Raw genomic sequence first — 21,973 nt, forward strand, 5'->3', positions numbered from 1 at the left:
TAAAAAGAACACACCACAACGTTACCGGAGGCTCAATGCCACTACATCACTTAACGCGCTTTCCTCGCCTGGAGCTTATTGGCGCGCCGACCCCGCTCGAATACCTGCCGCGATTGTCTGATTATCTTGGCCGTGAGATTTACATTAAGCGCGATGACGTTACGCCCATTGCAATGGGCGGCAATAAACTGCGCAAGCTGGAGTTTTTGGTGGCCGACGCGCTGCGAGAAGGGGCGGATACGCTGATAACCGCAGGGGCGATTCAGTCGAACCATGTCCGTCAGACGGCGGCAGTCGCGGCCAAATTGGGACTGCATTGCGTCGCCTTGCTGGAAAATCCAATCGGTACCACCGCGGAAAATTACCTGACGAATGGTAATCGCCTGTTACTGGATTTATTTAATACGCAAATTGAGATGTGCGATGCGCTAACCGATCCGGATGCGCAGCTGCAAACGCTGGCGACGCGCATTGAAGCGCAAGGGTTCAGGCCCTATGTGATTCCGGTCGGCGGCTCCAGCGCGCTGGGCGCAATGGGATACGTAGAGAGCGCTCTGGAAATCGCCCAGCAGTGTGAAGAGGTCGTCGGGCTCTCTTCGGTGGTGGTGGCCTCCGGCAGCGCCGGAACGCACGCCGGGTTAGCTGTCGGGCTGGAACATCTGATGCCGGATGTCGAACTGATTGGCGTGACCGTTTCACGTTCTGTCGCCGAGCAGAAACCCAAAGTGATTGCCTTGCAGCAGGCTATTGCCGGTCAGCTGGCGCTGACGGCGACGGCGGATATTCATTTATGGGATGACTATTTTGCCCCGGGTTACGGCGTGCCAAATGACGCGGGGATGGAGGCGGTGAAACTGCTGGCGAGCCTGGAGGGAGTGCTGCTGGATCCGGTATATACCGGTAAAGCGATGGCGGGTCTGATAGACGGCATCAGCCAGAAACGCTTTAACGATGACGGGCCGATTCTCTTTATTCACACCGGTGGGGCGCCTGCGCTGTTTGCCTACCATCCTCATGTATAACCTCCAGGTAATCAACGCGAATGCAAGAAAGTATCCAACTGGTTATTGAATCGCTGCCGTATTTGCTTAAAGGCGCCGTCTTTACCCTGCAACTGAGTATTGGCGGTATGTTTTTTGGTCTGCTGCTGGGATTTGTGCTGGCGCTGATGCGGATGTCTCCGCTATGGCCGGTTCGCTGGCTGGCGCGCTTTTATATCTCGATTTTTCGCGGTACGCCGCTTATCGCCCAGTTATTTATGATCTATTACGGCCTGCCGCAATTTGGGATTGAGCTGGACCCTATCCCGGCGGCGATGATTGGTTTATCGCTCAATACCGCGGCTTACACGTCCGAGACGCTGCGCGCGGCGATCTCGGCTATCGACAAGGGACAATGGGAAGCGGCGGCGAGCATTGGCATGACGCCGTGGCAAACGCTACGTCGCGCTATTTTGCCGCAGGCCGCTCGCGTCGCGCTTCCGCCGTTGAGCAACAGCTTTATCAGCCTGGTGAAAGATACGTCGCTCGCCGCGACGATTCAGGTGCCGGAGTTGTTCCGCCAGGCGCAGTTAATTACCTCGCGAACGCTGGAGGTGTTTACCATGTATCTGGCCGCGTCGTTAATCTACTGGGTAATGGCGACCGTCTTATCGGCACTGCAAAACTATTTTGAAAACCAGCTTAACCGCCAGGAGAGAGAGCCAAAATGAGTGCGATCGAAGTCACCAACCTGGTCAAAAAATTTCATGGTCAAACGGTGCTGCACGGTATTGACCTTGAGGTGAAGCCCGGAGAAGTCGTCGCCATTATCGGCCCGAGCGGCTCAGGGAAGACAACGTTATTACGCTGTATTAACCTGCTGGAACAACCGGAAGCGGGCACCATTAAAGTGGGCGATATTATCATCGATACCGCCCGCCCATTCAGCCAGCAAAAAGGGTTGATTCGCCAGCTACGCCAGCATGTCGGCTTTGTCTTTCAGAGTTTTAACCTGTTCCCGCATCGTACCGTGCTGGAAAATATCATTGAAGGTCCGGTGATTGTAAAGGGAGAGCCGAAAGCCGAGGCGACGGCGCTGGCGCGGGAACTGTTAGCCAAAGTCGGGTTGGCCGGTAAAGAGACCCGTTATCCGCGCCGCCTGTCGGGCGGGCAACAGCAGCGCGTGGCGATTGCACGCGCGCTGGCGATGCGCCCGGAAGTGATTCTGTTTGATGAGCCGACGTCGGCGCTTGATCCTGAATTAGTCGGCGAGGTGCTTAATTCGATTCGCCAGCTGGCGCAGGAAAAGCGCACGATGGTGATCGTTACTCACGAAATGGGCTTTGCGCGTGACGTGGCTGACCGGGCGATATTTATGGATCAGGGGCAAATCGTTGAGCAGGGGCCGGCGAAAACCTTGTTCGCCGATCCTCAGCATCCGCGTACCCGCCAGTTCCTTGAGAAATTTTTAGTGAAATAATACCTTTTCAACGCTCGCCCGAATTAGCCGTGCCTCTGGCGAGCGCAATGAATAATTATGAACTCATTCTGCCAGATTATTAGCCTCGCTCTCAGGCGGAAGCCAAAAAAGTGTAATGTCGCTCAAGTATTCTACGTTTCGTCCGATATTTCTTATATATAAACACTATTTATGTATTAATTTAAGTCATTCATAATAATGATTATCAATATCAAAGGCGTGACCATAAAATATGCAGGAAAATGATTTCTTCACCTGGCGACGCGCAATGTTGTTACGCTTTCAGGAGATGGCGGCAGCAGAGGATGTTTATACTGAATTGCAATATCAGACACAGCGGCTGGAATTTGATTATTATGCCCTGTGTGTTCGCCATCCCGTTCCCTTTACCCGGCCTAAAATATCGCTTCGTACCACCTATCCTCAGGCGTGGGTAACGCATTACCAGTCCGAAAACTATTTCGCGATCGATCCGGTATTAAAGCCGGAAAATTTCAGGCAGGGTCATTTACATTGGGATGACGTGCTATTTCATGAAGCGCAGGCGATGTGGGATGCCGCCCAGCGTTTCGGATTACGCAGAGGCGTAACCCAGTGTGTGATGTTGCCGAACCGGGCGCTGGGCTTTTTATCTTTCTCCCGTAGCAGCTTACGCTGCTCCTCGTTTACCTACGATGAAGTGGAGCTGAGGTTGCAACTGCTGGCGCGGGAGAGTCTTTCGGCGCTGACAAGATTTGAAGACGACATGGTGATGGCGCCTGAGATGCGTTTCAGTAAACGTGAGAAAGAGATTCTGAAGTGGACGGCGGAAGGGAAGACCTCATCAGAGATCGCCATTATTCTGTCAATTTCTGAAAATACCGTTAACTTCCATCAGAAAAACATGCAGAAGAAATTCAATGCGCCAAATAAAACACAGATTGCCTGCTACGCTGCGGCGACAGGTCTGATATGACGTGCTGACGATGCTTCGCGCCAGACGCGAAACCGGCTGAAAGCGATGCTAACAGCCGGTTTTTTACTACTGGCGGTAAGCCTGTTTAATTTGCTTAACCGTACTGGAAAATACCGCCGCTTGTGCTTCATCATCCATCTGCGCGATCTGTTTTTCCATTTTAAGAATCACGCGCCCTGCATCGGCCTGGCCCATCGCCTGCAGCATCAGCGTTAACATGGCTTTCAGGCAGTTGACTTCAGTAGCCAGTTCTTGATTATTCTCAGCGGTGGAAAAATCAGGCGTACTCATTTATTTTCCTCGTTATGTTTCAGTGAAAATGTGCGATAGCAGATGTTAAGGCGGCGGAGTATACCATAAGCTACGCTAAAAATAGCAGTGGTTGTTTTTTGATCAAAAAGCGGAGGGGTTACCCACAAAATAAACGTTGCTGCGTGATGCATATATTTTCTTCATTCTTTGTTTATTACGCGTATTTTACTCGTTAATTATTGTTACAAAGTTGATTCCCTAATTAGTGTTTAGACAGCGGAACGTGAAATTTTTGTCACCATTATGAAATAGCAGCCCGGGACAGCGCCGTCAGAAGGGGCTACAACGTTGGCAGTTGCCACACGACGTACAACATAATTTCCAAAAACGAGAGCAAAATCGAATACCCGGTGTTTTTTTACGTTTCAAAGTTGAGATAAAACCAGCTAATATAAGGGCGATTAACTATCAGTAGCGTTATCCCTATTCTGGAGATATTCCTTTGATCAACGTTCTTCTTGTTGATGACCACGAACTGGTGCGCGCAGGGATACGACGCATTCTTGAAGATATAAAGGGCATTAAAGTTGTCGGTGAAGCGTGCTGCGGAGAGGATGCGGTAAAATAGTGCCGTACTAACGCCGTTGACGTCGTGCTGATGGATATGAACATGCCCGGTATTGGCGGCCTTGAGGCGACGCGTAAAATTGCCCGCTCGACAGCGGATATCAAAGTGATCATGCTGACCGTCCATACGGAGAACCCGTTGCCCGCCAAAGTGATGCAGGCTGGCGCAGCTGGCTATCTCAGCAAAGGCGCTGCGCCTCAGGAGGTGGTGAGCGCTATTCGTTCGGTGTATTCCGGACAACGTTATATCGCCTCCGATATCGCTCAGCAGATGGCGCTCAGTCAGATCGAGCCTGCAAAAACGGAAACGCCGTTCGCCAGTTTGTCTGAACGCGAGTTGCAGATTATGCTGATGATCACCAAGGGTCAGAAGGTCAATGAGATTTCAGAACAGCTGAATCTCAGTCCTAAAACGGTGAACAGCTATCGCTATCGCATGTTCAGTAAATTAAACATTCATGGTGATGTTGAGCTGACTCACCTGGCAATCCGCCATGGCCTGTGTAATGCGGAGACGTTAACAAGCCAGTGAGTGAAATATTTGACGCAAAGGCATTTTTGAAAACCGTTACCAGCCAACCCGGTGTCTATCGTATGTATGACGCCGGCGGTACGGTTATTTATGTCGGTAAAGCAAAAGACCTGAAAAAGCGTCTTTCCAGCTACTTTCGCAGCAACCTGGCTTCGCGTAAAACCGAAGCGCTAGTTGCGCAAATTCAACACATTGATGTCACGGTAACGCATACCGAAACGGAAGCGCTGCTGCTTGAGCATAATTACATCAAGTTGTACCAACCGCGTTACAACGTGTTGTTGCGTGATGATAAATCCTATCCTTTTATTTTTCTGAGCGGCGATACCCATCCGCGTCTGGCGATGCACCGTGGCGCCAAACATGCGAAAGGCGAGTACTTCGGCCCATTTCCTAATGGCTATGCCGTGCGGGAAACGCTGGCGCTGTTACAGAAAATTTTCCCTATCCGCCAGTGCGAAAACAGCGTGTATCGCAACCGCTCGCGTCCTTGCCTGCAATACCAGATTGGCCGCTGCTTAGGCCCCTGCGTTGCAGGACTGGTCAGCGAGGAGGAGTATGCGCAACAGGTGGAGTATGTCCGGTTGTTTTTGTCCGGCAAGGACGACCAGGTCTTAACACAACTGATTGCCCGGATGGAAAAGGCCAGCCAGGATTTGGCATTTGAAGAGGCGGCGCGTATTCGCGATCAGATCCAGGCGGTACGCCGGGTCACGGAGAAACAGTTTGTCTCCAATGCGGGCGACGATCTCGACGTTATCGGCGTGGCTTTTGATGCGGGTATGGCCTGTGTGCATGTGTTGTTTATTCGCCAGGGTAAGGTGCTGGGCAGCCGCAGCTATTTTCCAAAAGTGCCTGGTGGTACGGAACTGGGCGAAGTGGTGGAAACCTTTGTCGGGCAGTTTTACCTACAGGGTAGCCAGATGCGCACGCTACCGGGCGAGATACTGCTCGATTTTAATCTTAGCGATAAAACGCTGCTGGCCGACTCGTTGTCGGAACTTGCCGGACGGCGTATTCATGTCCAGACAAAACCGCGTGGCGATCGCGCCCGTTATCTCAAGCTGGCGCGGACCAACGCGGCAACGGCCTTAGTCACTAAACTCTCGCAGCAGTCCACCATCACGCAGCGTTTGACTGCGCTGGCGGCGGTATTAAAACTTCCTGCGATCAAGCGGATGGAATGTTTTGACATCAGCCATACCATGGGGGAGCAAACGGTCGCATCCTGTGTGGTATTTGACGCTAACGGGCCGTTACGCGCCGAGTATCGTCGTTATAATATCGCGGGCATCACGCCGGGTGATGACTACGCGGCGATGAATCAGGTGCTACGTCGGCGTTATGGCAAGGCTATAGAAGAAAGTAAGATTCCGGATGTTATTCTGATCGACGGCGGAAAAGGGCAGCTCGCCCAGGCGAAAGCCGTTTTTGCTGAGCTGGATGTCCCCTGGGATAAGCATCGTCCTTTGCTGCTCGGCGTCGCCAAAGGCGCGGACAGAAAGGCCGGTCTGGAAACACTCTTTTTTGAACCGGAAGGCGAGGGGTTTAGCCTGCCGCCGGACTCGCCGGCGTTGCATGTTATTCAGCATATTCGCGATGAGTCGCACGATCACGCGATCGGCGGGCACCGTAAAAAACGCGCGAAGGTTAAAAATACCAGTACGCTGGAAACCATTGAAGGCGTTGGGCCTAAACGTCGCCAGATGCTGCTGAAATATATGGGCGGTTTGCAAGGGCTACGTAACGCCAGCGTAGAAGAAATTGCAAAAGTGCCGGGTATTTCGCAAGGTCTGGCAGAAAAGATCTTCTGGTCGTTGAAACATTGAGGCCACTGTAGCAACATAGGGGTAATTTCACTGACAACAGATAGTTACCCGTCACTATGCAATTTAATATCCCTACGTTGCTCACGCTGTTTCGCGTCATCCTGATTCCATTCTTTGTCGTGGTGTTTTATTTGCCGTTCGCCTGGGCGCCGATGGTCAGCGCGCTGATTTTCTGTATTGCCGCTATTACCGACTGGTTTGACGGCTTTCTGGCGCGACGCTGGAACCAGAGTACGCGTTTCGGCGCTTTCCTCGACCCCGTCGCCGACAAGGTGCTGGTGGCGATCGCCATGGTGCTGGTCACCGAGCATTATCATAGCTGGTGGGTGACGTTACCTGCGGCGACGATGATAGCCCGCGAAATTATTATCTCTGCTCTGCGTGAATGGATGGCGGAGCTGGGCAAACGCAGTAGTGTAGCGGTCTCCTGGATCGGTAAAGTCAAAACTACCGCGCAGATGGTGGCGCTGGCGTGGCTCTTGTGGCGTCCGAATATCTGGGTAGAGTATGCCGGGATCGCGCTTTTCTTTGTCGCAGCGGTGCTAACGTTGTGGTCCATGTTGCAATATTTGAGCGCTGCACGCGGAGATTTGCTTGATCAGTGATCGTTTCGCCGCAAATTTCAGCAAACGATCGTGAGTGACGAAAAATATCGTTGACTCAGTGCGTCAGGTAAGTAGAATGCAACGCATCGAACGGCAGCACTGATTGCCAGACGATAACAAAATCAAGTGATTAACAAAGTTGCTTGATACTGCGGGAATAGCTCAGTTGGTAGAGCACGACCTTGCCAAGGTCGGGGTCGCGAGTTCGAGTCTCGTTTCCCGCTCCAGTTTAAAAGCATTGGCGTAAAGCGGATGCTGGCTGAAAAGCCAAAAAATTTGGCGCGTTAACAAAGCGGTTATGTAGCGGATTGCAAATCCGTCTAGTCCGGTTCGACTCCGGAACGCGCCTCCAATTTTTCCCGAGCCCGGATGGTGGAATCGGTAGACACAAGGGATTTAAAATCCCTCGGCGTTCGCGCTGTGCGGGTTCAAGTCCCGCTCCGGGTACCATGGGAAAGACAAGAATAATCAAAGCAATAAGCAGTGTCGTGAAACCACCTACGGGTGGTTTTTTTGTGCCTTCAATTTGTATGCCGACCGCGAGCGTGAACTTTCCAGCGCGATACACAGTAAAAAAACACCGGTAGCGGCATTTCTGCCAGTACAGCAGTTATGTGCTACCGACCCGCAAGAACTTATGGCTGGTAAATACTAAACGTCGGGTAAATCAGCCGATAAAATCCATTAATCTCTATAAAAAATGCTGATATGTTTTATGCCTGCTTTATTAAAGAGAGTAGGTCTGCCAGTGAAATATACCGATAATGCAAAATTATTTATTAGCTTCATTAATATTGGGATTGTAGGTTGCGCTTTTTTACTTTTTTTTATTTTGTATGAGCCTGAGAGTGCAATCGTAACCTACTCTCTTCCAGGAGAGCCTTCCTCTTCAACATGTGATGCGCGGAATTTTATTGGCTACGTCGATGAAAATGACTTTGCAGAGTATATAAAAAAAGTAGAACTGACGCGCTACAGTATGTATTGTCTGAAAAAAACAGGGGCGGGTCAGTGGAGTATTTATGCAAATTAAACGAGTATAAAACTGTTCAGGGGGTGTTTTCTGCACAATTTAATTAAAGGTAGATAGCGAACTAATATTCATCACAAGGTAATGTGATCCGCTTCATGCTTTAATCACGTTTTGCAATATTGTCTTAATAACAGGTCAACTACAGATAATTTCGGGTTTTCGTGAATGGCGGTTTTGGTCAGTCTCTATATTATGCTTTCCCCGCTTTACGGAGATGATGATGCAAAAGAAAACCTGGGCCGTTTTATTGATACCATTGTGCCTCACCGCTTGCCACCAGACGACCAACCGATCAACAGCCAAAGATGAAATTCTCACAGGGAGCTATATTGACCCGACAAAAACACGCTTTCCGTTAGCGGATTATTCACAGTCGGTTGATAAATGGATACCTCCGGACTCGGCTGATTACACTATTCCGGTTATTGATAGTGCTACCCAACAACGCTACTTTAACGCACTAAAATCTCATTATTTCGGAATGGGCAGTGAAGCGCACTCGCCGTGGAATGATTTTTATATTACCGCATTGCTGAAAAAAAACGCAGCACAGGCCCGGGATGCCAGTATTAAGCAGTTTCTTAGCGACGGCAGTGCTTATTGGGGGGAAAACTTCAGACTTTATACCTCTCGCAGGAAAGAGGAGGTTAGAGGGAATACGGATACGCAGATTGACAATATCTATCATGCCTCCCGGCGAGGCATTATGGTCAGAGAAAGTTTAGTCAGAGCGCTGCCAACGGACGACCCGCTCTTTAACGATCCCCGTCAGGCGGGCGAGGGGTACCCGTTTGATAATTTACAAATGTCTTCGCTGCGTCCCGGTACGCCGGTCTATACGCTGACGAAGAGCAAAGACCAACGCTGGCAATATGTCGTTTCACCAGCGGTAACTGGCTGGGTTCATAGTGAAGATATTGCCAGTACGGATCAGAAATTTATAACACAGTGGGTTTTGCTTGCTCATAAGCAACTGGGGGCATTTATCAACGCGCCGGTTTCTGTCCATGCCGCAGGCGTCTATTATTTCACCGGGCGACCGGGCACTATTTTACCGTTCCGACATCAACGGGCGGGCCAGTTCCTGATTGCGGCGCCAGTTCGCGACAGCAATGGTCGTGCGTTTATCCATTGGGTCTGGCTAAGCGGTAACGAGTTTACGGCTATGCCGTGGAAAATGACGCCGGAAAATATCGCCGTGCTAATGAAAGCAATGCACGGCGCCCCCTACGGTTGGGGAAATTTTAACTTTTATAATGATTGTTCAGCCGAAGTCCGCAGCCTATTAATGCCGTTTGGCATATTCCTGCCCAGACATTCATCCGCGCAGGTAGAGGCTGCTGGACGGGTGGTCGATCTTAGTCATAAAAGTCCCCAAATGCGGATCGATTATCTCACCAGATACGGAAAACCGTTTACTACGCTGGTCTATATTCCAGGGCATATTATGCTGTATATCGGTAACACAACCATGAATGGGCAGGTCGTACCGATGACTTATCAGAATATCTGGGGATTGCGCCCAAACCATGCTAATAGCCGGAGCATTATCGGTGAGGCGGTATTTTTGCCGTTACTGCGTTTTTATCCTGAAAATCCTGAGCTGATATCGCTGGCTGGTAAGGTTCTGTTTAAGCTTGGTTATATAGAATAGGTTGACAAACTGTGTTATCGCGGAAGACATGATTAAGGCAGCCGTGCGCGTGGATATAAAGAGAGTATCCCTGTAAACTGTGTCTGAAAAAAGTATGCGCTATAGTGCGGGCTGTTTATTTGAAATACTATCTGGAGCTGATTCTGGATGTGATTATGTGCCTCACACATTGAAGTGAGAGTTATTGTTGGCGGTATCTGGCTGGAGGCTGGGTGGTAAAAAGACGTAATTTATTGCATTTTAATAACGGTGCCCGGTCGGAGCGCGATCTTGGGGATCTGGTCACTAAAGTTTTTGAGAAAGCGGCGAAAAAAGAACCGCAACCGCTATACACATTTAGCCTGCCGCTGCTGAGTGTGCAGGATGAGATCCGTGTTTACTGTAAGAAAAAAAATATCAAAATAGGGTACGATACGCTGTTTATGGAAATAACCTTTTCTGCTGACAGAGAAGCGGTAGACGAACTCATTAAACACTTTTTTACTGAAAATAAGCTCTATTTGAGAGGGCGGTTTTATCTGTCCGCGGCGGTGGTATAAGTTAGCATGAGTATAATATAGCGAGAAACCCATCTCTCGCTTTTGTGTGGGGCGAGCGCTTCCTGGCGGAAAATCTGCGCCCTGATCCTCCTTTTGTGCGTTAACTTCCGGAATCCTCCTCATTTCGTGTTAATCTGGCCCCTGATGGTTGCCATCCAAACTGCCTGCAAAAAAATTATTTTTATCCGCTGCAATGTAAGAGGCCTACAGGCGGAAGTCATCACTGAGGAAAAGCGTTATGAAAATGGAACCATTAAACGAGAACGAGCTGGAATGGCTGGATGATGTGCTGACGAAATACAATACCGATCAGGCCATTTTGGATGTCGCGGAGCTGGACGGTCTGATTACTGCGGTACTAAGCTCTCCGCGCCCCATCGAGCCGGAACAGTGGCTGGTCGCGATATGGGGGGGGCCCGCGTACGTACCGCGCTGGACATCTGAAAAAGAAATGACGCGATTTATGGATCTGGTGTTCCAGCACATGGCGGACACAGCCGCCCGGCTTGAAGACTATCCAGAACAGTTCGAGCCGCTGTTTGGCCTGCGAGAAGTTGATGGCCATGAATTAACGATTGTTGAAGAATGGTGCTTTGGTTACATGCGCGGAGTGTCGCTGTCCGACTGGTCTGACTTGCCGGATACGCTAAAACCGGCGCTGGAAGCGATTGCCTTACACGGCACGGAAGAAAACTTTGCGCTGTTGGATAAAATGAGCCCGGAAGCGTTCGATAAAAGCGTTGACGCTATCCGTATCGCGGCGCTTGAGCTGCATGCCTGGTGGATGGCGCATCCGCACACGACGCCGCTACAGATGCCGATAAAAGCAGAGGTGAAAGTGGGGCGTAACGATCCTTGCCCATGCGGGAGCGGCAAAAAATTTAAGCAGTGCTGCCTGCATTAATGGCTCGTAAACGGCCATAGCGTGATGATTATCGAGCCTGGACGGCGTCCGGGCCCGGTAATCTTTGCCTGACATTAACCCGGATCGGGCAGGAACCCCAGTGCGATCGAAAACTGGACGCCAATCACGACAATGCCGCAGATAAACACCAGCGCCAGCGCTGGCGTGCCGCCTGCCACACGATATCCCGCCTGAGGGCTCTGTTTACGGCATTGCCAGACCAGCATGGCAGGGATGAGTAGTGCCAGCACTGCCAGCGCTACGCCGGCATAGCCTAATGCCATCACAAATCCACGTGGGTAGAAAAGCGCAAACGCCAGCGGCGGCAGAAAGGTAATCAGCCCGGTTTGCAGGCGTCCGGACACCGTACTGCGGCGCTGGAATAGATCGGCCAGGTAATCAAATAATCCTAGCGCTACGCCCAGAAAAGAGGTCGCCAGCGCCAGATCGGCGAACAGGTGGACCGCCAGTTCGACATGTGGCGAAGCGACCACTTCTCTGAGCGCCTGCAGCAGGCCATTTAACCCGGCATGGCTGGCCAGTAGCCCTCTGAATGTCGGCGAGTCGATACTTCCCAGCGTGGCGAGCTGCCAAAAAATATAGGCCACTAGCGGAATGGCGCTACCCGTCATAAAGACCCAACGCAGCCGGCGAATGTTGCCGTTCATATAACTCACAATACTCGGTACGCTTCCGTGAAAACCAAACGAGGTGAAAATGACCGGTATGGCGGATAACGCCAGCCCCTGCTGTAAAGGAAGCGTAAGAAGATTTACTTTATGAATATGTGGCGTGAGCAACGCAAGCATGATGACCAGAAAAATGATCTTTGCGCTAAACAGGAAGCGGTTAAAAAGGTCGACCAGCGAGGTTCCCACACATACCACCCCACCGGCAACAAAGGTGAACAGCAGTACTCCGGCAGCGGGCGAGAGCGTGGCGCCAAGCCAGTTATTAATACTGGATGCCAGTAATTCTCCGGCTCCGGAAATGTAGGCGGCAGTGAGCGCATACATTAAGAACATCATACTGAATCCCGTAAGCCACTGTCCGTAACGTCCAAGATAGCGTTTTGCCAACGAGCCCAGCCCGGTATCAGCCGGAACGTGTTGATATACCTCCAGTAATAGTAGCGCGGTATAACACATCAGCGCCCACAGGCCAATCAACAATCCCAGCGTGACGCTGAAACCAACGCCAGCCGCTGCCAGCGGCATTGCCAGCATCCCGGCGCCGATAGTGGTGCCTGCCACGATAAAAATACTGCCCAGAGTTCTGTTTTTCACGCTTTCTACTACCCCGGTAACAAAGAACGGTGATATCCGCGGCGCAGGGTAAGGCATTACGCTATTTTCGTCAAATGGTCGTTACAATAGGTGTACTGTAAAATTTACAGTTACGGGCATAAAAGCGAGTATGGGAGGAGACGCGGACAACCGCCGCAAACCTGCGCTAGCGCAAAGTCGCTCGCACAAGGACACATTAGGCTACGAGTTTTATTCAGGAGGGGTTATGGATTCCATTCACGGTCACGAAGTACTCAACATGATGATTGAGTCTGGCGAGCAGTACACGCATACCTCGCTGGAGGCGGCAATAAAAGCGCGCTTTGGCGAGCGGGCACGATTTCACACCTGTTCAGCGTCAGATATGACGGCGGCGGAACTGGTCGCGTTTCTGGCGGCGAAAGGAAAGTTTATTGCCGTGGAGGACGGTTTTTCAACGCATGAGAGTAAAATCTGCCGCCATTAATACGCCACGGTGAGAGCGCGTCTCACCGTGTAAGGACGTGTTGGATTAATTTTGCGTATCCAGGGTGGAGAGTTCTTTATCAATGAAATAAAGCCCTTCGCCGCTTTTTCCCGCCAGCGTTAATTTATCAATAATAGATTTGAACAATTTTTCTTCTTCATGCTGTTCTGCCACATACCACTGCAAGAAATTAAATGTCGGATAATCCTGGCTGGTCATTGCGGCATGAGCCAGTTCATTAATTTTTTGCGTAATAAGCTGCTCATGCTCATAGGTCGCGCGGAACAGCTCATCCAGTGAGGTGTACTCAGCGAAGGGCGAAGAAACGGTATTAATGCGCGGCAGGCTTCCGGTATCGGTAAGGTAGTCAAACAGGCGCTGCATATGCGTCATTTCTTCTTGCGCATGGCGACGAAGAAATGCGGCCGCGCCTTCAAAACTATGATAGCTGCACCACGCGCTCATTTGTTGATAGAGCAGGGAGGAGTACAACTCCAGATTCATTTGCTCATTCAGTTTGTCGATCATTTCTGTTTTCAGCATGGTTCCGCTCCACAAATAGCAAAAGATATACAGTAATGTGGCGCCACTATAATTTGTTATTTTATTATTTGCAAAAGGTAAAATATTAAATTTAATTATTAAAAATACGAATGGGAATAAAACGCATTAACGCCAGTGTATAGGGTATAAAAATAAAGGAAAGCCAGCACCTTCATGCTGGCAATAGCGACCCTGCGCTCTCCTCCATTGTACATGGTGTCGGCGTTAAGCCAGCCGCCTTAATAATAAAGCGGCATAATTTGCGGGACGGCAACGCCCCGGCACTGCCAGGAGAGGGTAAATCGGGTGTTCAGACACAACGAGCCCGCATAAATGCTACAGGTTCCTACCGGCTGACCAAACGAAACGGCATCGGCATAGCCCATCTGCTGGCATTCGCGTGTTGCGGTCCCGTGAGATACATAGTCATCTGTCCGTGAAGTAAAAAATAGCGGCTGGTTATACGTCAGGCGCACGATGCCGCTTATCGGGCTGGCTTCGCTGACCTGCGCTTGTCGAGTAATGGTGCATCCCGTCAGGGCTAGCAGTGAAAGAGTAAAAATAAGAGGCTTCATAAAATCGCTCCGACAGTTCGGTATCAGACCATGCTACCTCGTGTCTTGCACCGTCAATGGCTGGAATAACTTACGGATTCGCCTTGATTAAAGGTAACGGCAGGAGATTTACAGCGGGAACAGAAAATGTGTGAGCGCCTCTTCATTTAATGAAACTTGGTTTCATTAAATTTGAATGCGTGTTCTTAAGTGTGTAGTGTGGGCAAAACGTCATGATTTACGCAGACGCGACCGTCTGCATTCAGGAGGAACACGATGAAAATTGCACTGATGATGGAAAATAGCCAGGCCAGCAAAAATGCCATCATTTATAACGAACTTAGCGCCGTCGCCAATGAAAAGGGATTTCCCGTTTTTAACGTCGGCATGTGCGACGAAAATGACCATCACCTGACGTACATTCATTTAGGCATCATGGCGAGTATTCTGCTTAATGCAAACGCGGTTGATTTTGTGGTTACTGGCTGTGGCACCGGTCAGGGCGCGCTGATGTCGTTAAATATTCATCCAGGTGTCATTTGTGGCTATTGCATCGATCCGGCAGATGCTTTTCTGTTTGCGCAGATCAACAACGGCAATGCGTTGTCCCTGCCATTTGCGAAAGGCTTTGGCTGGGGCGCTGAGCTGAACGTGCGTTTCATCTTTGAAAAAGCGTTTACCGGGCGTAAAGGCGAGGGGTATCCGCCTGAGCGCAAAGCGCCGCAGGTACGCAATGCGGGCATTTTGAACCAGGTTAAGGCCGCGGTCGTCAAAGAGAATTATCTGGATACACTACGGGCTATCGATCCTGAACTGGTTAAAACGGCGGTTTCAGGGCCGCGTTTCCAGCAATGTTTGTTTGAAAACGGCCAGAATAAAGAAATAGAAGCGTTTGTACGTGAGATGCTGGGGTAATGCCCGGACAAGACAGAGGCGTTTCGCGCCTGTCGGCTGGCATGATGTGCCGATAATACGCCAGTAGCGACAGGCGCCACCTCTGGCAAACAGATCAGAAACGGTGTAGGCCGGATAAGCTGCTTCGCGTTGCTATCCGGCTAATAACGTCTCAATATTGTCGCTCGGGGTGCCGCTATCAGTGATGCTGATAGGTCACGACGTTAAGGAGATGCTGATCGGTTTGCGCCAGGCATAGCCCTGCTCGTTTAGCGCTGCGAACTTCTTCGAGAATAGTTTGTAAAAGTACGCCATCCTGCTGCTGCTCTTTTTCCAGGGTATGGAGAAAATCAAGCGTTGAGGCATCATTCAGCGCTTTCGCTTCATCTGCCAGACGCGACAGCGTGCTGGCGCGTTGCTGATAATCCTCCAGGGTTTTCTGGAACAATTCTTCCAGAGAGCAGAGCTCTTCACCCGGAACGTCAATGGCTTTAACGATAGGGGTGGCGCCGGCGTTTTTCATAAAATTAAACATGCGCATCATTTGCGTCACGTTGCCTTGCGCCTGGGTACGAAGAAAGGTAGCGGTGCCTGTTAAACTGTGTTCAGAACACCATTCGCTTAGATGGAGGTAAAGATTTGATGCGTAAAACTCAAGGTTCATTGGCGTGTTGAGCTTTTGAACCATTCCTACAGCTGCCATAACAATATCCTTATTTCCAGAAAGTGTTGATGTGCATGACAGACGAGAATGCAACGGGCCGTTGTCACATTCTTACCTCTATGCACAATAAATACTCTTAGCAGAAGAACTCCGTTCCGCCAGTCCCTTATGCGATCTCATTTCCTGTTTATCGATCGGTAATGAGAATAGCGCGTCAATAAAAATAAGAAAATCCTTAAATGCAATTGTTTATCTTTTTTTACATTTTCAGCGGTGTGATTTTTTCAGGTGTAATGATTTTGAGTGTGGAAAGATTGCAACTGTTTGAAATTTAAATGATATTATATGGATTTTCTGGTTTATGAAACATTGTTTCAGATCATGAGGTGTGTCTTTCAAGTATGGTAATTTCAATAAAATAAACATTAGTCAGTCTGGATATCACACGCATAAACGGTTGAGAGCAAATATGCCTGTTTTTATAAACTAGCCGATTTTGCGGTAGATCATTTTTAATGTCATTAATCATACGAGCACGTTATTCGGTTGAGCGCAGTTTTGATGGGTGACTCGTTAACAAGGAGCAGTCAATGAAAAAGGTCGCGGTGCTGTTGGCACCAGGATTTGAAGAAGCAGAGGCCATTGTTACTCTTGATATTCTGCGACGTTTGCATATCGACGTCGAAACGCTGGCGTGTGCTGAATCACGGGCGGTGGTGAGTTACCATGATATTCCTATGGTTGCGGACAGCACGCTGAGTGAACGCCAGCAGGCGCTTTTCGATGCGGTAGTGCTGCCGGGCGGTCCGCAGGGGAGCGCTAATCTGGCGGCTAATCCGGCGGTGATCGCTTTCGTTGCGCGTCATGATGCGGCAGGCAAATTAATTTGTCCTATCTGTTCCGCGGCGGCAAGGGTGCTGGGTGCTCACGGATTGCTGAAGGGGCGTCGTTATGTCTGTTCCGGCGACCTGTGGAAAGCGGTTCCGGAAGGTGTCTATGTGGATGCGCCCGTTGTTGAAGATGGTAATTTAATTAGCGGCAAAGGCTTGGGTCATGTCTTTGATTTCGCGCTAACCCTTTCCGCCAGACTGCTGGGAGACGATGCGCCGGTTCGCGAACAGGCTGAACATATCTATTATCCCTGGTAATCGTTATTCACCCAGGGCCATAAGGATTAGCTGGCTGATGTTATGGATTAATGTGCTGGCTTTCCTGCCTTTTGGCTGATGAATTCGCTCTGGGTTATGTCATTTTCCGCTAAAACTATTCCCGCCATCAGCATTTATCTAATGAATGAAAGACAGTGCACCGTTTTACGTCTTCTCTAACAAGAATCGTTTGATTTTACCCTACATAAAAAACGCTAAAGCAGGTCAATGAATTCCCTGGGTTATGAGTTAATCGTTATTTCTGCGTGCGTATTAGGGGGCGTTTTCCTGAGAGGCGGCCTCGGAAAAATCTCATATGTGGTGGCGAGCGTACTGATATCAGGAACGGTGGAGAACGCGATGAACCTGCTCAACATTTCACCTTTTGCACAGTACGTGGTTCGCGGCTGAATCCTTTTGGCAGCAGTTATTTTCGACCATTATAAGCAAAAAGCGAAGCGTACGATTTGATGAATTAACACTCAACTAAACAGTATAGCTTCACGTCATCGCCAGCCGCTACCCCGGCTGGCGATGGTCTTTCTAAATGGCGAGCAGCGTCACACTGTCTATACTTACATGACTAATGAGACCGTTTGTGAATCTCAATATGATGATAAGGAGGAGACCAGGGTGGCAGAACCGTTAACCGTATCCCCCGAACTCACTGCGAACTATGCGTATTTTTTTGACCTTGATGGCACATTGGCAGAGATAAAGCCTCATCCCGATCAGGTAGTGGTACCGCATAAAATCCTTCAGTTGTTAGACCGTCTCGCGGCGCACAACGCAGGGGCACTGGCATTGATTTCAGGGCGTTCAATGACTGAGCTGGATGCTTTGGCGAAGCCTTTTCGCTTTCCGCTCGCTGGCGTTCACGGGGCAGAGCGTCGTGACATCAATGGTAAAACCCATATCGTGCGCCTTCCTGAAGCGGTAGTCCGTGAGGTGGAGGCGTTATTACGTTCGACGCTTGCAGCGCTGCCCGGAACGGAGCTGGAGACGAAGGGGATGGCGTTTGCGCTGCACTACCGTCAGGCTCCGGAACATGAAGCGGCGCTGTTGGCGCTTGCGCAACACGTTACGCAGCACTGGCCGCAACTGGCGTTGCAGCCTGGTAAATGTGTTGTGGAAATCAAACCTAAGGGAACTAATAAAGGCGAAGCGATTGCCGCCTTTATGCAGGAGGCGCCCTTTGCGGGACGGATTCCCGTTTTTGTGGGCGACGATTTGACCGATGAGGCTGGCTTTGGCGTGGTGAATCACGCTGGCGGAATTTCCGTAAAAGTGGGCGTCGGGGCAACCCAGGCGGCATGGCGGCTGGAAAGCGTACCCGATGTCTGGCGCTGGCTGGAACAAATCAATTATCCACAACAAGAACAACAAGTAATGAATAACAGGAGAGATGGCTATGAGTCGTTTAGTCGTAGTATCTAATCGAATTGCCCCCCCGGATAATAAAGGCGGCGCCGGCGGCCTCGCCGTTGGCGTGCTTGGCGCGCTAAAAGCGGCTGGCGGGTTGTGGTTCGGCTGGAGTGGCGAGACAGGTAACGAGGATGAGCCATTAAAAAAGGTGACAAAAGGTAATATTACCTGGGCATCGTTTAACCTGAGTGAACAAGATTACGAAGATTATTACTGTCAATTTTCCAATGCGGTTCTCTGGCCTGCGTTCCACTATCGTCTGGACCTGGTACAGTTTCAGCGTCCTGCATGGGAAGGCTATATGCGGGTGAATGCGTTATTAGCGGATAAGTTATTGCCCCTCATTAAAGAGAACGACATCATTTGGGTGCATGACTACCACCTGTTACCATTTGCCAGCGAACTGCGTAAACGCGGCGTGAACAACCGAATTGGTTTTTTCCTGCATATTCCATTCCCGACCCCGGAGATTTTTAACGCTTTACCGCCGCATGATGAACTGCTGGAGCAGTTGTGTGACTTTGATCTGCTAGGGTTCCAGACCGAAAATGATCGCCTGGCTTTTCTGGATAGCCTTTCGAGTCAAACGCGAGTCACGACTCGCAGCGGCAAGCAGCATATCGCGTGGGGTAAAGACTTCCAGACAGAAGTGTATCCTATCGGTATTGAGCCCGATGAGATTGCTCTACAGGCTGCCGGGCCGTTGCCGCCAAAACTGGCGCAGCTCAAGGCGGAACTGAAAAATGTGAAGAATATTTTTTCCGTTGAGCGGCTGGATTATTCGAAAGGGCTGCCGGAACGTTTTCTGGCGTATGAAGCACTACTGGAAAACTACCCGCAGCATCGGGGAAAAATTCGTTATACCCAAATTGCGCCTACGTCACGCGGCGAAGTACAGGCATATCAGGATATTCGCCACCAGCTTGAGACGGAAGCAGGCCGGATTAATGGGAAATATGGACAATTGGGCTGGACGCCGCTCTATTATCTGAATCAGCATTTCGACCGTAAACTGTTAATGAAGATATTCCGTTATTCAGACGTCGGGCTCGTCACCCCGTTGCGTGACGGGATGAACCTGGTGGCGAAAGAGTTTGTCGCCGCGCAGGACCCCGCTAATCCTGGCGTACTGGTACTGTCACAGTTTGCCGGCGCGGCGAATGAACTGACGTCGGCGTTAATCGTCAATCCTTACGATCGGGATGACGTGGCGGCGGCGCTCAATCGTGCGTTAACGATGCCCCTTGCCGAGCGTATTTCGCGCCATGCGGAAATGCTGGACGTGATCGTTAAAAATGACATTAACCGCTGGCAGGAGCGTTTTATTCATGACCTAAAGGAGGTCACGCCGCGTAGCCCTGAGCGTCAGCAGCAGAACAACGTGGCGACGTTCCCTAAGCTGGCCTGAAATATCGCGAGCGGCGACTAGTCGCCCGCTAACGGTACCAGCAACACATCTACCTGACTGGCGCTGACGACACTTTTTGCCGAGCAGGACGCGCGCGAAAAGAAACTGTGGTTATGGTTGCCGCAAATGACCAGATCAACATGGTGTTTGCGGCACACAGCCAAAATATGCTGGCTTAACTCACCTGATGCGATGAAAGTTTGTTCAATCGGATAATCCGCCTTTTCCCCCAGCATCTTAAGAAAATTCTCGGTTTCCTCATGCATAACCGCGCGTAAATCCTCCATCATGGGCGCGGCGAACTGGTTATACAGTTCAGGATCGGAAGCGAGAGTAATCAGGCTTACTTTCGCCTGAACAGGGCGGGCGATAGAGACCGCTTTAGCCAGTAGCTGGTGACTTTCCGGGGTGACGGCAACGGCGACAAGAATATGGGTGTAGCTCATAACTCGCTCCTTGATTGCAAGAATATGAGATTGTGCTTTAGCTTTACTCTGTTTATCGCATTTCTGCAATGCGCTAATGCCACATTAATGTGAAGGACATCATAATTAATCATTAATTATTCTTATGTAAAGAATCGTGGCATAAGACACTTTTTACACACCACCAGGATGCTTCATTTAAACGGGTGAACAATGAAAGCTAAAAGTTAAATCAAATGAGCTTATTTTTAACAGCGGAGGGCGTATGCTGTGACGAGATTAATTAATAACGTTTAATATTTAAGCCACTGTTTACTAAAGGTAAAATAAAATCGTTTCTAAAATAGAAATAATAGCCTGTTATCTATTATCCTGGCGTTATTTTAACAGAGAGAAACAAAAAAGAATTTGGTGTTGACGTACCCCTATTCAGCAGTGTGGAATAGAAAAAGTGAACATTAGGTTATTAATTAAACAAAGTAAAAGCCATGCTGATGGTTTTATCGTAAGTATTCCGTTAAATTATGTGATCTACATCACATATTTTCTAAAATCGCCGTCCCGCTCCGTTGTATGTCACGAAGCTGACGAGTAGAGTTGCGTCGAATTAGGAAAAATCTTAGGCATTTGTAAAAATTGATGTAAACGTGTAAGGCGAATCTCAGTGGGAAGCTGCGTTATACGTCACAATGTCCACAATGCCTGAGCGCTGCTATGCATTTGACCTTTTTGCTTCTTTTACCGGGCCTTCCCGGCGACATCACGGGGTGCGGCTACGTCGCACAAAAATAAAGTTGGTTATTCTGGATGGGAACAATGCATACATCCGAGTTGCTAAAACACATTTATGACATCAATTTGTCATATTTACTCCTTGCACAGCGTTTGATCGTCCAGGACAAAGCATCTGCGATGTTCCGCCTCGGTATCAACGAAGAGATGGCAAACACACTGGGCGCGTTGACCCTGCCGCAGATGGTCAAACTGGCGGAGACGAACCAGTTAGTTTGTCATTTCCGGTTTGACGATCATCAGACGATCACCCGTTTGACTCAGGATTCGCGCGTCGATGATTTACAGCAGATTCACACAGGTATCATGCTTTCAACGCGTCTGCTCAATGAAGTGGACGATACGGCGCGTAAGAAAAGGGCATGATAATGAGTGAAAAAAGCATTGTTCAGGAAGCTCGCGATATCCAGTTGGCGATGGAGTTGATTAATCTTGGCGCTCGTCTACAAATGCTGGAAAGCGAAACACAGCTCAGCCGTGGTCGCCTCATCAGGCTGTACAAAGAATTACGCGGTAGCCCGCCGCCTAAAGGGATGCTGCCATTTTCGACAGACTGGTTTATGACCTGGGAGCAAAATATTCATGCCTCCATGTTCTGCAACGCCTGGCAATTTTTACTGAAGACCGGCTTATGCAGCGGTGTGGATGCGGTGATTAAAGCTTATCGGCTTTATCTTGAGCAGTGTCCGCAACCGCCTGAAGGGCCGTTGTTGGCGCTGACTCGCGCATGGACGCTGGTGCGTTTTGTTGAAAGTGGGTTGCTTGAATTGTCGAGCTGTAACTGCTGCGGTGGGAACTTTATTACCCATGCGCATCAGCCCGTAGGCAGCTTTGCGTGTAGTTTATGCCAGCCGCCATCCCGCGCAGTAAAAAGACGTAAACTTTCCCGAGATGCTGCCGATATTATTCCACAACTGCTGGATGAACAGATCGAACAGGCTGTTTAACCGAAACGGTGTGGACAAACACTCCAGCAGC

At 49.9% G+C, this 21,973-nt stretch carries 25 protein-coding genes, 3 tRNA genes and 2 pseudogenes; 22 read left to right on the forward strand and 8 right to left on the reverse strand.

The genetic code is table 11. The features are described from left to right. Positions 1–35 precede the first annotated feature (35 nt). From dcyD to sdiA, 4 genes are all read left to right on the forward strand, one after another. Complete coding sequence (dcyD, locus tag ACLJPQ_RS06375) at positions 36–1,022, forward strand: D-cysteine desulfhydrase (protein ID WP_001128188.1); 987 nt, start codon at positions 36–38, stop codon at positions 1,020–1,022. Positions 1,023–1,042: 20 nt separating this feature from the next. Next, positions 1,043–1,711, forward strand: a complete 669-nt coding sequence (tcyL, locus tag ACLJPQ_RS06380; RefSeq protein ID WP_001158238.1) for a cystine ABC transporter permease — start codon at positions 1,043–1,045, stop codon at positions 1,709–1,711. Then, positions 1,708–2,460 carry an L-cystine ABC transporter ATP-binding protein TcyN gene (tcyN, locus tag ACLJPQ_RS06385; RefSeq protein WP_080185038.1) on the forward strand — a complete coding sequence of 251 codons (753 nt, stop codon included), beginning with the start codon at positions 1,708–1,710 and terminating at the stop codon, positions 2,458–2,460. Before tcyL ends, tcyN begins: the two co-directional genes overlap by 4 nt. A gap of 232 nt (positions 2,461–2,692) precedes the next feature. After that, positions 2,693–3,415 (forward strand): transcriptional regulator SdiA, encoded by a 723-nt coding sequence (gene sdiA / locus ACLJPQ_RS06390; RefSeq protein ID WP_001157172.1) that lies wholly within the window; start codon positions 2,693–2,695, stop codon positions 3,413–3,415. A gap of 66 nt (positions 3,416–3,481) precedes the next feature. Here sdiA and ACLJPQ_RS06395 read toward each other — a convergent pair whose 3' ends face one another. Continuing rightward, positions 3,482–3,706, reverse strand: a complete 225-nt coding sequence (locus ACLJPQ_RS06395; protein ID WP_000106483.1) for a DUF2594 family protein — start codon at positions 3,704–3,706, stop codon at positions 3,482–3,484. Next, positions 3,703–3,858, reverse strand: coding sequence for a hypothetical protein (locus ACLJPQ_RS06400; RefSeq protein ID WP_000546186.1), 156 nt, complete (start codon positions 3,856–3,858; stop codon positions 3,703–3,705). The genes ACLJPQ_RS06395 and ACLJPQ_RS06400 overlap by 4 nt, the downstream gene beginning before the upstream one ends. Positions 3,859–4,169: 311 nt before the next feature. Between ACLJPQ_RS06400 and uvrY the strand changes: the two are divergent. The 10 genes and pseudogenes from uvrY (at position 4,170) to ACLJPQ_RS06450 (ending at position 11,390) form a co-directional block, all read left to right on the forward strand. Continuing rightward, positions 4,170–4,826 (forward strand): annotated as a pseudogene (uvrY, locus tag ACLJPQ_RS06405) (UvrY/SirA/GacA family response regulator transcription factor). Continuing rightward, a complete protein-coding gene (gene uvrC, locus ACLJPQ_RS06410) occupies positions 4,823–6,655 on the forward strand; it encodes an excinuclease ABC subunit UvrC (RefSeq protein ID WP_023254656.1) in 1,833 nt (610 codons plus the stop codon). Before uvrY ends, uvrC begins: the two are co-directional and overlap by 4 nt. Before the next feature lie 56 nt (positions 6,656–6,711). Continuing rightward, the gene (pgsA, locus tag ACLJPQ_RS06415; protein WP_001160192.1) at positions 6,712–7,260 is read left to right on the forward strand and encodes a CDP-diacylglycerol--glycerol-3-phosphate 3-phosphatidyltransferase; all 549 of its coding nucleotides are present in this window, start codon (positions 6,712–6,714) and stop codon (positions 7,258–7,260) included. A gap of 151 nt (positions 7,261–7,411) precedes the next feature. Next, a tRNA-Gly gene (locus ACLJPQ_RS06420) sits at positions 7,412–7,487 on the forward strand. Positions 7,488–7,538: 51 nt separating this feature from the next. Next, positions 7,539–7,612, forward strand: a tRNA-Cys gene (locus tag ACLJPQ_RS06425). 11 nt (positions 7,613–7,623) lie between these two features. After that, positions 7,624–7,710: transfer RNA gene (locus ACLJPQ_RS06430), tRNA-Leu, on the forward strand. A 250-nt stretch (positions 7,711–7,960) separates the two neighbouring features. Then, positions 7,961–8,293: a hypothetical protein gene (locus tag ACLJPQ_RS06435; RefSeq protein WP_023139758.1), complete on the forward strand. Its 333-nt coding sequence runs from the start codon at positions 7,961–7,963 to the stop codon at positions 8,291–8,293. A 214-nt stretch (positions 8,294–8,507) separates the two neighbouring features. Beyond that, entirely contained in the window at positions 8,508–9,947 is a 1,440-nt protein-coding gene (locus ACLJPQ_RS06440) for an SH3 domain-containing C40 family peptidase (protein WP_080185037.1), read from the forward strand. Positions 9,948–10,159: 212 nt separating this feature from the next. Next, positions 10,160–10,486: a glucose-6-phosphate dehydrogenase gene (locus tag ACLJPQ_RS06445; protein ID WP_000240837.1), complete on the forward strand. Its 327-nt coding sequence runs from the start codon at positions 10,160–10,162 to the stop codon at positions 10,484–10,486. Between the two features lie 238 nt (positions 10,487–10,724). Next, positions 10,725–11,390 carry a YecA family protein gene (locus tag ACLJPQ_RS06450; protein ID WP_000781521.1) on the forward strand — a complete coding sequence of 222 codons (666 nt, stop codon included), beginning with the start codon at positions 10,725–10,727 and terminating at the stop codon, positions 11,388–11,390. A 74-nt stretch (positions 11,391–11,464) separates the two neighbouring features. On the opposite strand, the gene tyrP is transcribed toward ACLJPQ_RS06450, so the two are convergent. Beyond that, positions 11,465–12,676 (reverse strand): tyrosine transporter TyrP, encoded by a 1,212-nt coding sequence (tyrP, locus tag ACLJPQ_RS06455; protein WP_001562965.1) that lies wholly within the window; start codon positions 12,674–12,676, stop codon positions 11,465–11,467. Positions 12,677–12,902: 226 nt separating this feature from the next. On the opposite strand from tyrP, the gene ACLJPQ_RS06460 reads away from it, so the two are divergent. Beyond that, a complete protein-coding gene (locus tag ACLJPQ_RS06460) occupies positions 12,903–13,142 on the forward strand; it encodes a YecH family metal-binding protein (RefSeq protein ID WP_000377238.1) in 240 nt (79 codons plus the stop codon). A 45-nt stretch (positions 13,143–13,187) separates the two neighbouring features. On the opposite strand, the gene ftnA is transcribed toward ACLJPQ_RS06460, so the two are convergent. Together ftnA and ACLJPQ_RS06470 are read right to left on the reverse strand one after the other, a co-directional pair. After that, the gene (gene ftnA / locus ACLJPQ_RS06465) at positions 13,188–13,685 is read right to left on the reverse strand and encodes a non-heme ferritin (RefSeq protein ID WP_000920619.1); all 498 of its coding nucleotides are present in this window, start codon (positions 13,683–13,685) and stop codon (positions 13,188–13,190) included. A gap of 239 nt (positions 13,686–13,924) precedes the next feature. Next, a complete protein-coding gene (locus ACLJPQ_RS06470) occupies positions 13,925–14,260 on the reverse strand; it encodes a YecR-like lipofamily protein (RefSeq protein WP_000803229.1) in 336 nt (111 codons plus the stop codon). 255 nt (positions 14,261–14,515) lie between these two features. Here ACLJPQ_RS06470 and ACLJPQ_RS06475 point away from each other — a divergent pair, with 255 nt between their 5' ends. Then, positions 14,516–15,154, forward strand: coding sequence for an RpiB/LacA/LacB family sugar-phosphate isomerase (locus tag ACLJPQ_RS06475; protein ID WP_000684804.1), 639 nt, complete (start codon positions 14,516–14,518; stop codon positions 15,152–15,154). Positions 15,155–15,332: 178 nt separating this feature from the next. Here ACLJPQ_RS06475 and ACLJPQ_RS06480 read toward each other — a convergent pair whose 3' ends face one another. Beyond that, complete coding sequence (locus tag ACLJPQ_RS06480; RefSeq protein WP_000741707.1) at positions 15,333–15,836, reverse strand: non-heme ferritin-like protein; 504 nt, start codon at positions 15,834–15,836, stop codon at positions 15,333–15,335. Positions 15,837–16,387: 551 nt separating this feature from the next. On the opposite strand from ACLJPQ_RS06480, the gene ACLJPQ_RS06485 reads away from it, so the two are divergent. From ACLJPQ_RS06485 to otsA, 4 genes and pseudogenes are all read left to right on the forward strand, one after another. Then, positions 16,388–16,945 carry a DJ-1/PfpI family protein gene (locus ACLJPQ_RS06485; protein WP_000754800.1) on the forward strand — a complete coding sequence of 186 codons (558 nt, stop codon included), beginning with the start codon at positions 16,388–16,390 and terminating at the stop codon, positions 16,943–16,945. 228 nt (positions 16,946–17,173) lie between these two features. Further along, positions 17,174–17,356, forward strand: a pseudogene (araH, locus tag ACLJPQ_RS06490) (L-arabinose ABC transporter permease AraH); the annotation flags it as partial. 222 nt (positions 17,357–17,578) lie between these two features. Beyond that, positions 17,579–18,382 carry a trehalose-phosphatase gene (otsB, locus tag ACLJPQ_RS06495; protein WP_000830109.1) on the forward strand — a complete coding sequence of 268 codons (804 nt, stop codon included), beginning with the start codon at positions 17,579–17,581 and terminating at the stop codon, positions 18,380–18,382. Continuing rightward, positions 18,357–19,778 carry an alpha,alpha-trehalose-phosphate synthase gene (gene otsA, locus ACLJPQ_RS06500; protein WP_000089042.1) on the forward strand — a complete coding sequence of 474 codons (1,422 nt, stop codon included), beginning with the start codon at positions 18,357–18,359 and terminating at the stop codon, positions 19,776–19,778. The genes otsB and otsA overlap by 26 nt, the downstream gene beginning before the upstream one ends. Before the next feature lie 17 nt (positions 19,779–19,795). Here the strand turns inward: otsA and uspC are convergent, their stop codons facing one another. Both uspC and ACLJPQ_RS06510 read right to left on the reverse strand, forming a co-directional pair. After that, the gene (gene uspC / locus ACLJPQ_RS06505; RefSeq protein WP_000122606.1) at positions 19,796–20,224 is read right to left on the reverse strand and encodes a universal stress protein UspC; all 429 of its coding nucleotides are present in this window, start codon (positions 20,222–20,224) and stop codon (positions 19,796–19,798) included. Continuing rightward, the gene (locus tag ACLJPQ_RS06510) at positions 20,221–20,337 is read right to left on the reverse strand and encodes a hypothetical protein (protein ID WP_001617301.1); all 117 of its coding nucleotides are present in this window, start codon (positions 20,335–20,337) and stop codon (positions 20,221–20,223) included. Before ACLJPQ_RS06510 ends, uspC begins: the two co-directional genes overlap by 4 nt. Before the next feature lie 682 nt (positions 20,338–21,019). On the opposite strand from ACLJPQ_RS06510, the gene flhD reads away from it, so the two are divergent. Both flhD and flhC read left to right on the forward strand, forming a co-directional pair. After that, on the forward strand, positions 21,020–21,361 hold the full coding sequence (gene flhD, locus ACLJPQ_RS06515) for a flagellar transcriptional regulator FlhD (RefSeq protein ID WP_001518146.1): 342 nt from the start codon (positions 21,020–21,022) through the stop codon (positions 21,359–21,361). Further along, positions 21,358–21,942: a flagellar transcriptional regulator FlhC gene (gene flhC / locus ACLJPQ_RS06520; protein ID WP_000605987.1), complete on the forward strand. Its 585-nt coding sequence runs from the start codon at positions 21,358–21,360 to the stop codon at positions 21,940–21,942. The genes flhD and flhC overlap by 4 nt, the downstream gene beginning before the upstream one ends. Positions 21,943–21,973 lie beyond the last annotated feature (31 nt).

It is taken from the genome of Salmonella sp. SAL04213 (genome assembly GCF_046550535.1).
Classification (GTDB): Bacteria; Pseudomonadota; Gammaproteobacteria; order Enterobacterales; family Enterobacteriaceae; genus Salmonella; species Salmonella enterica.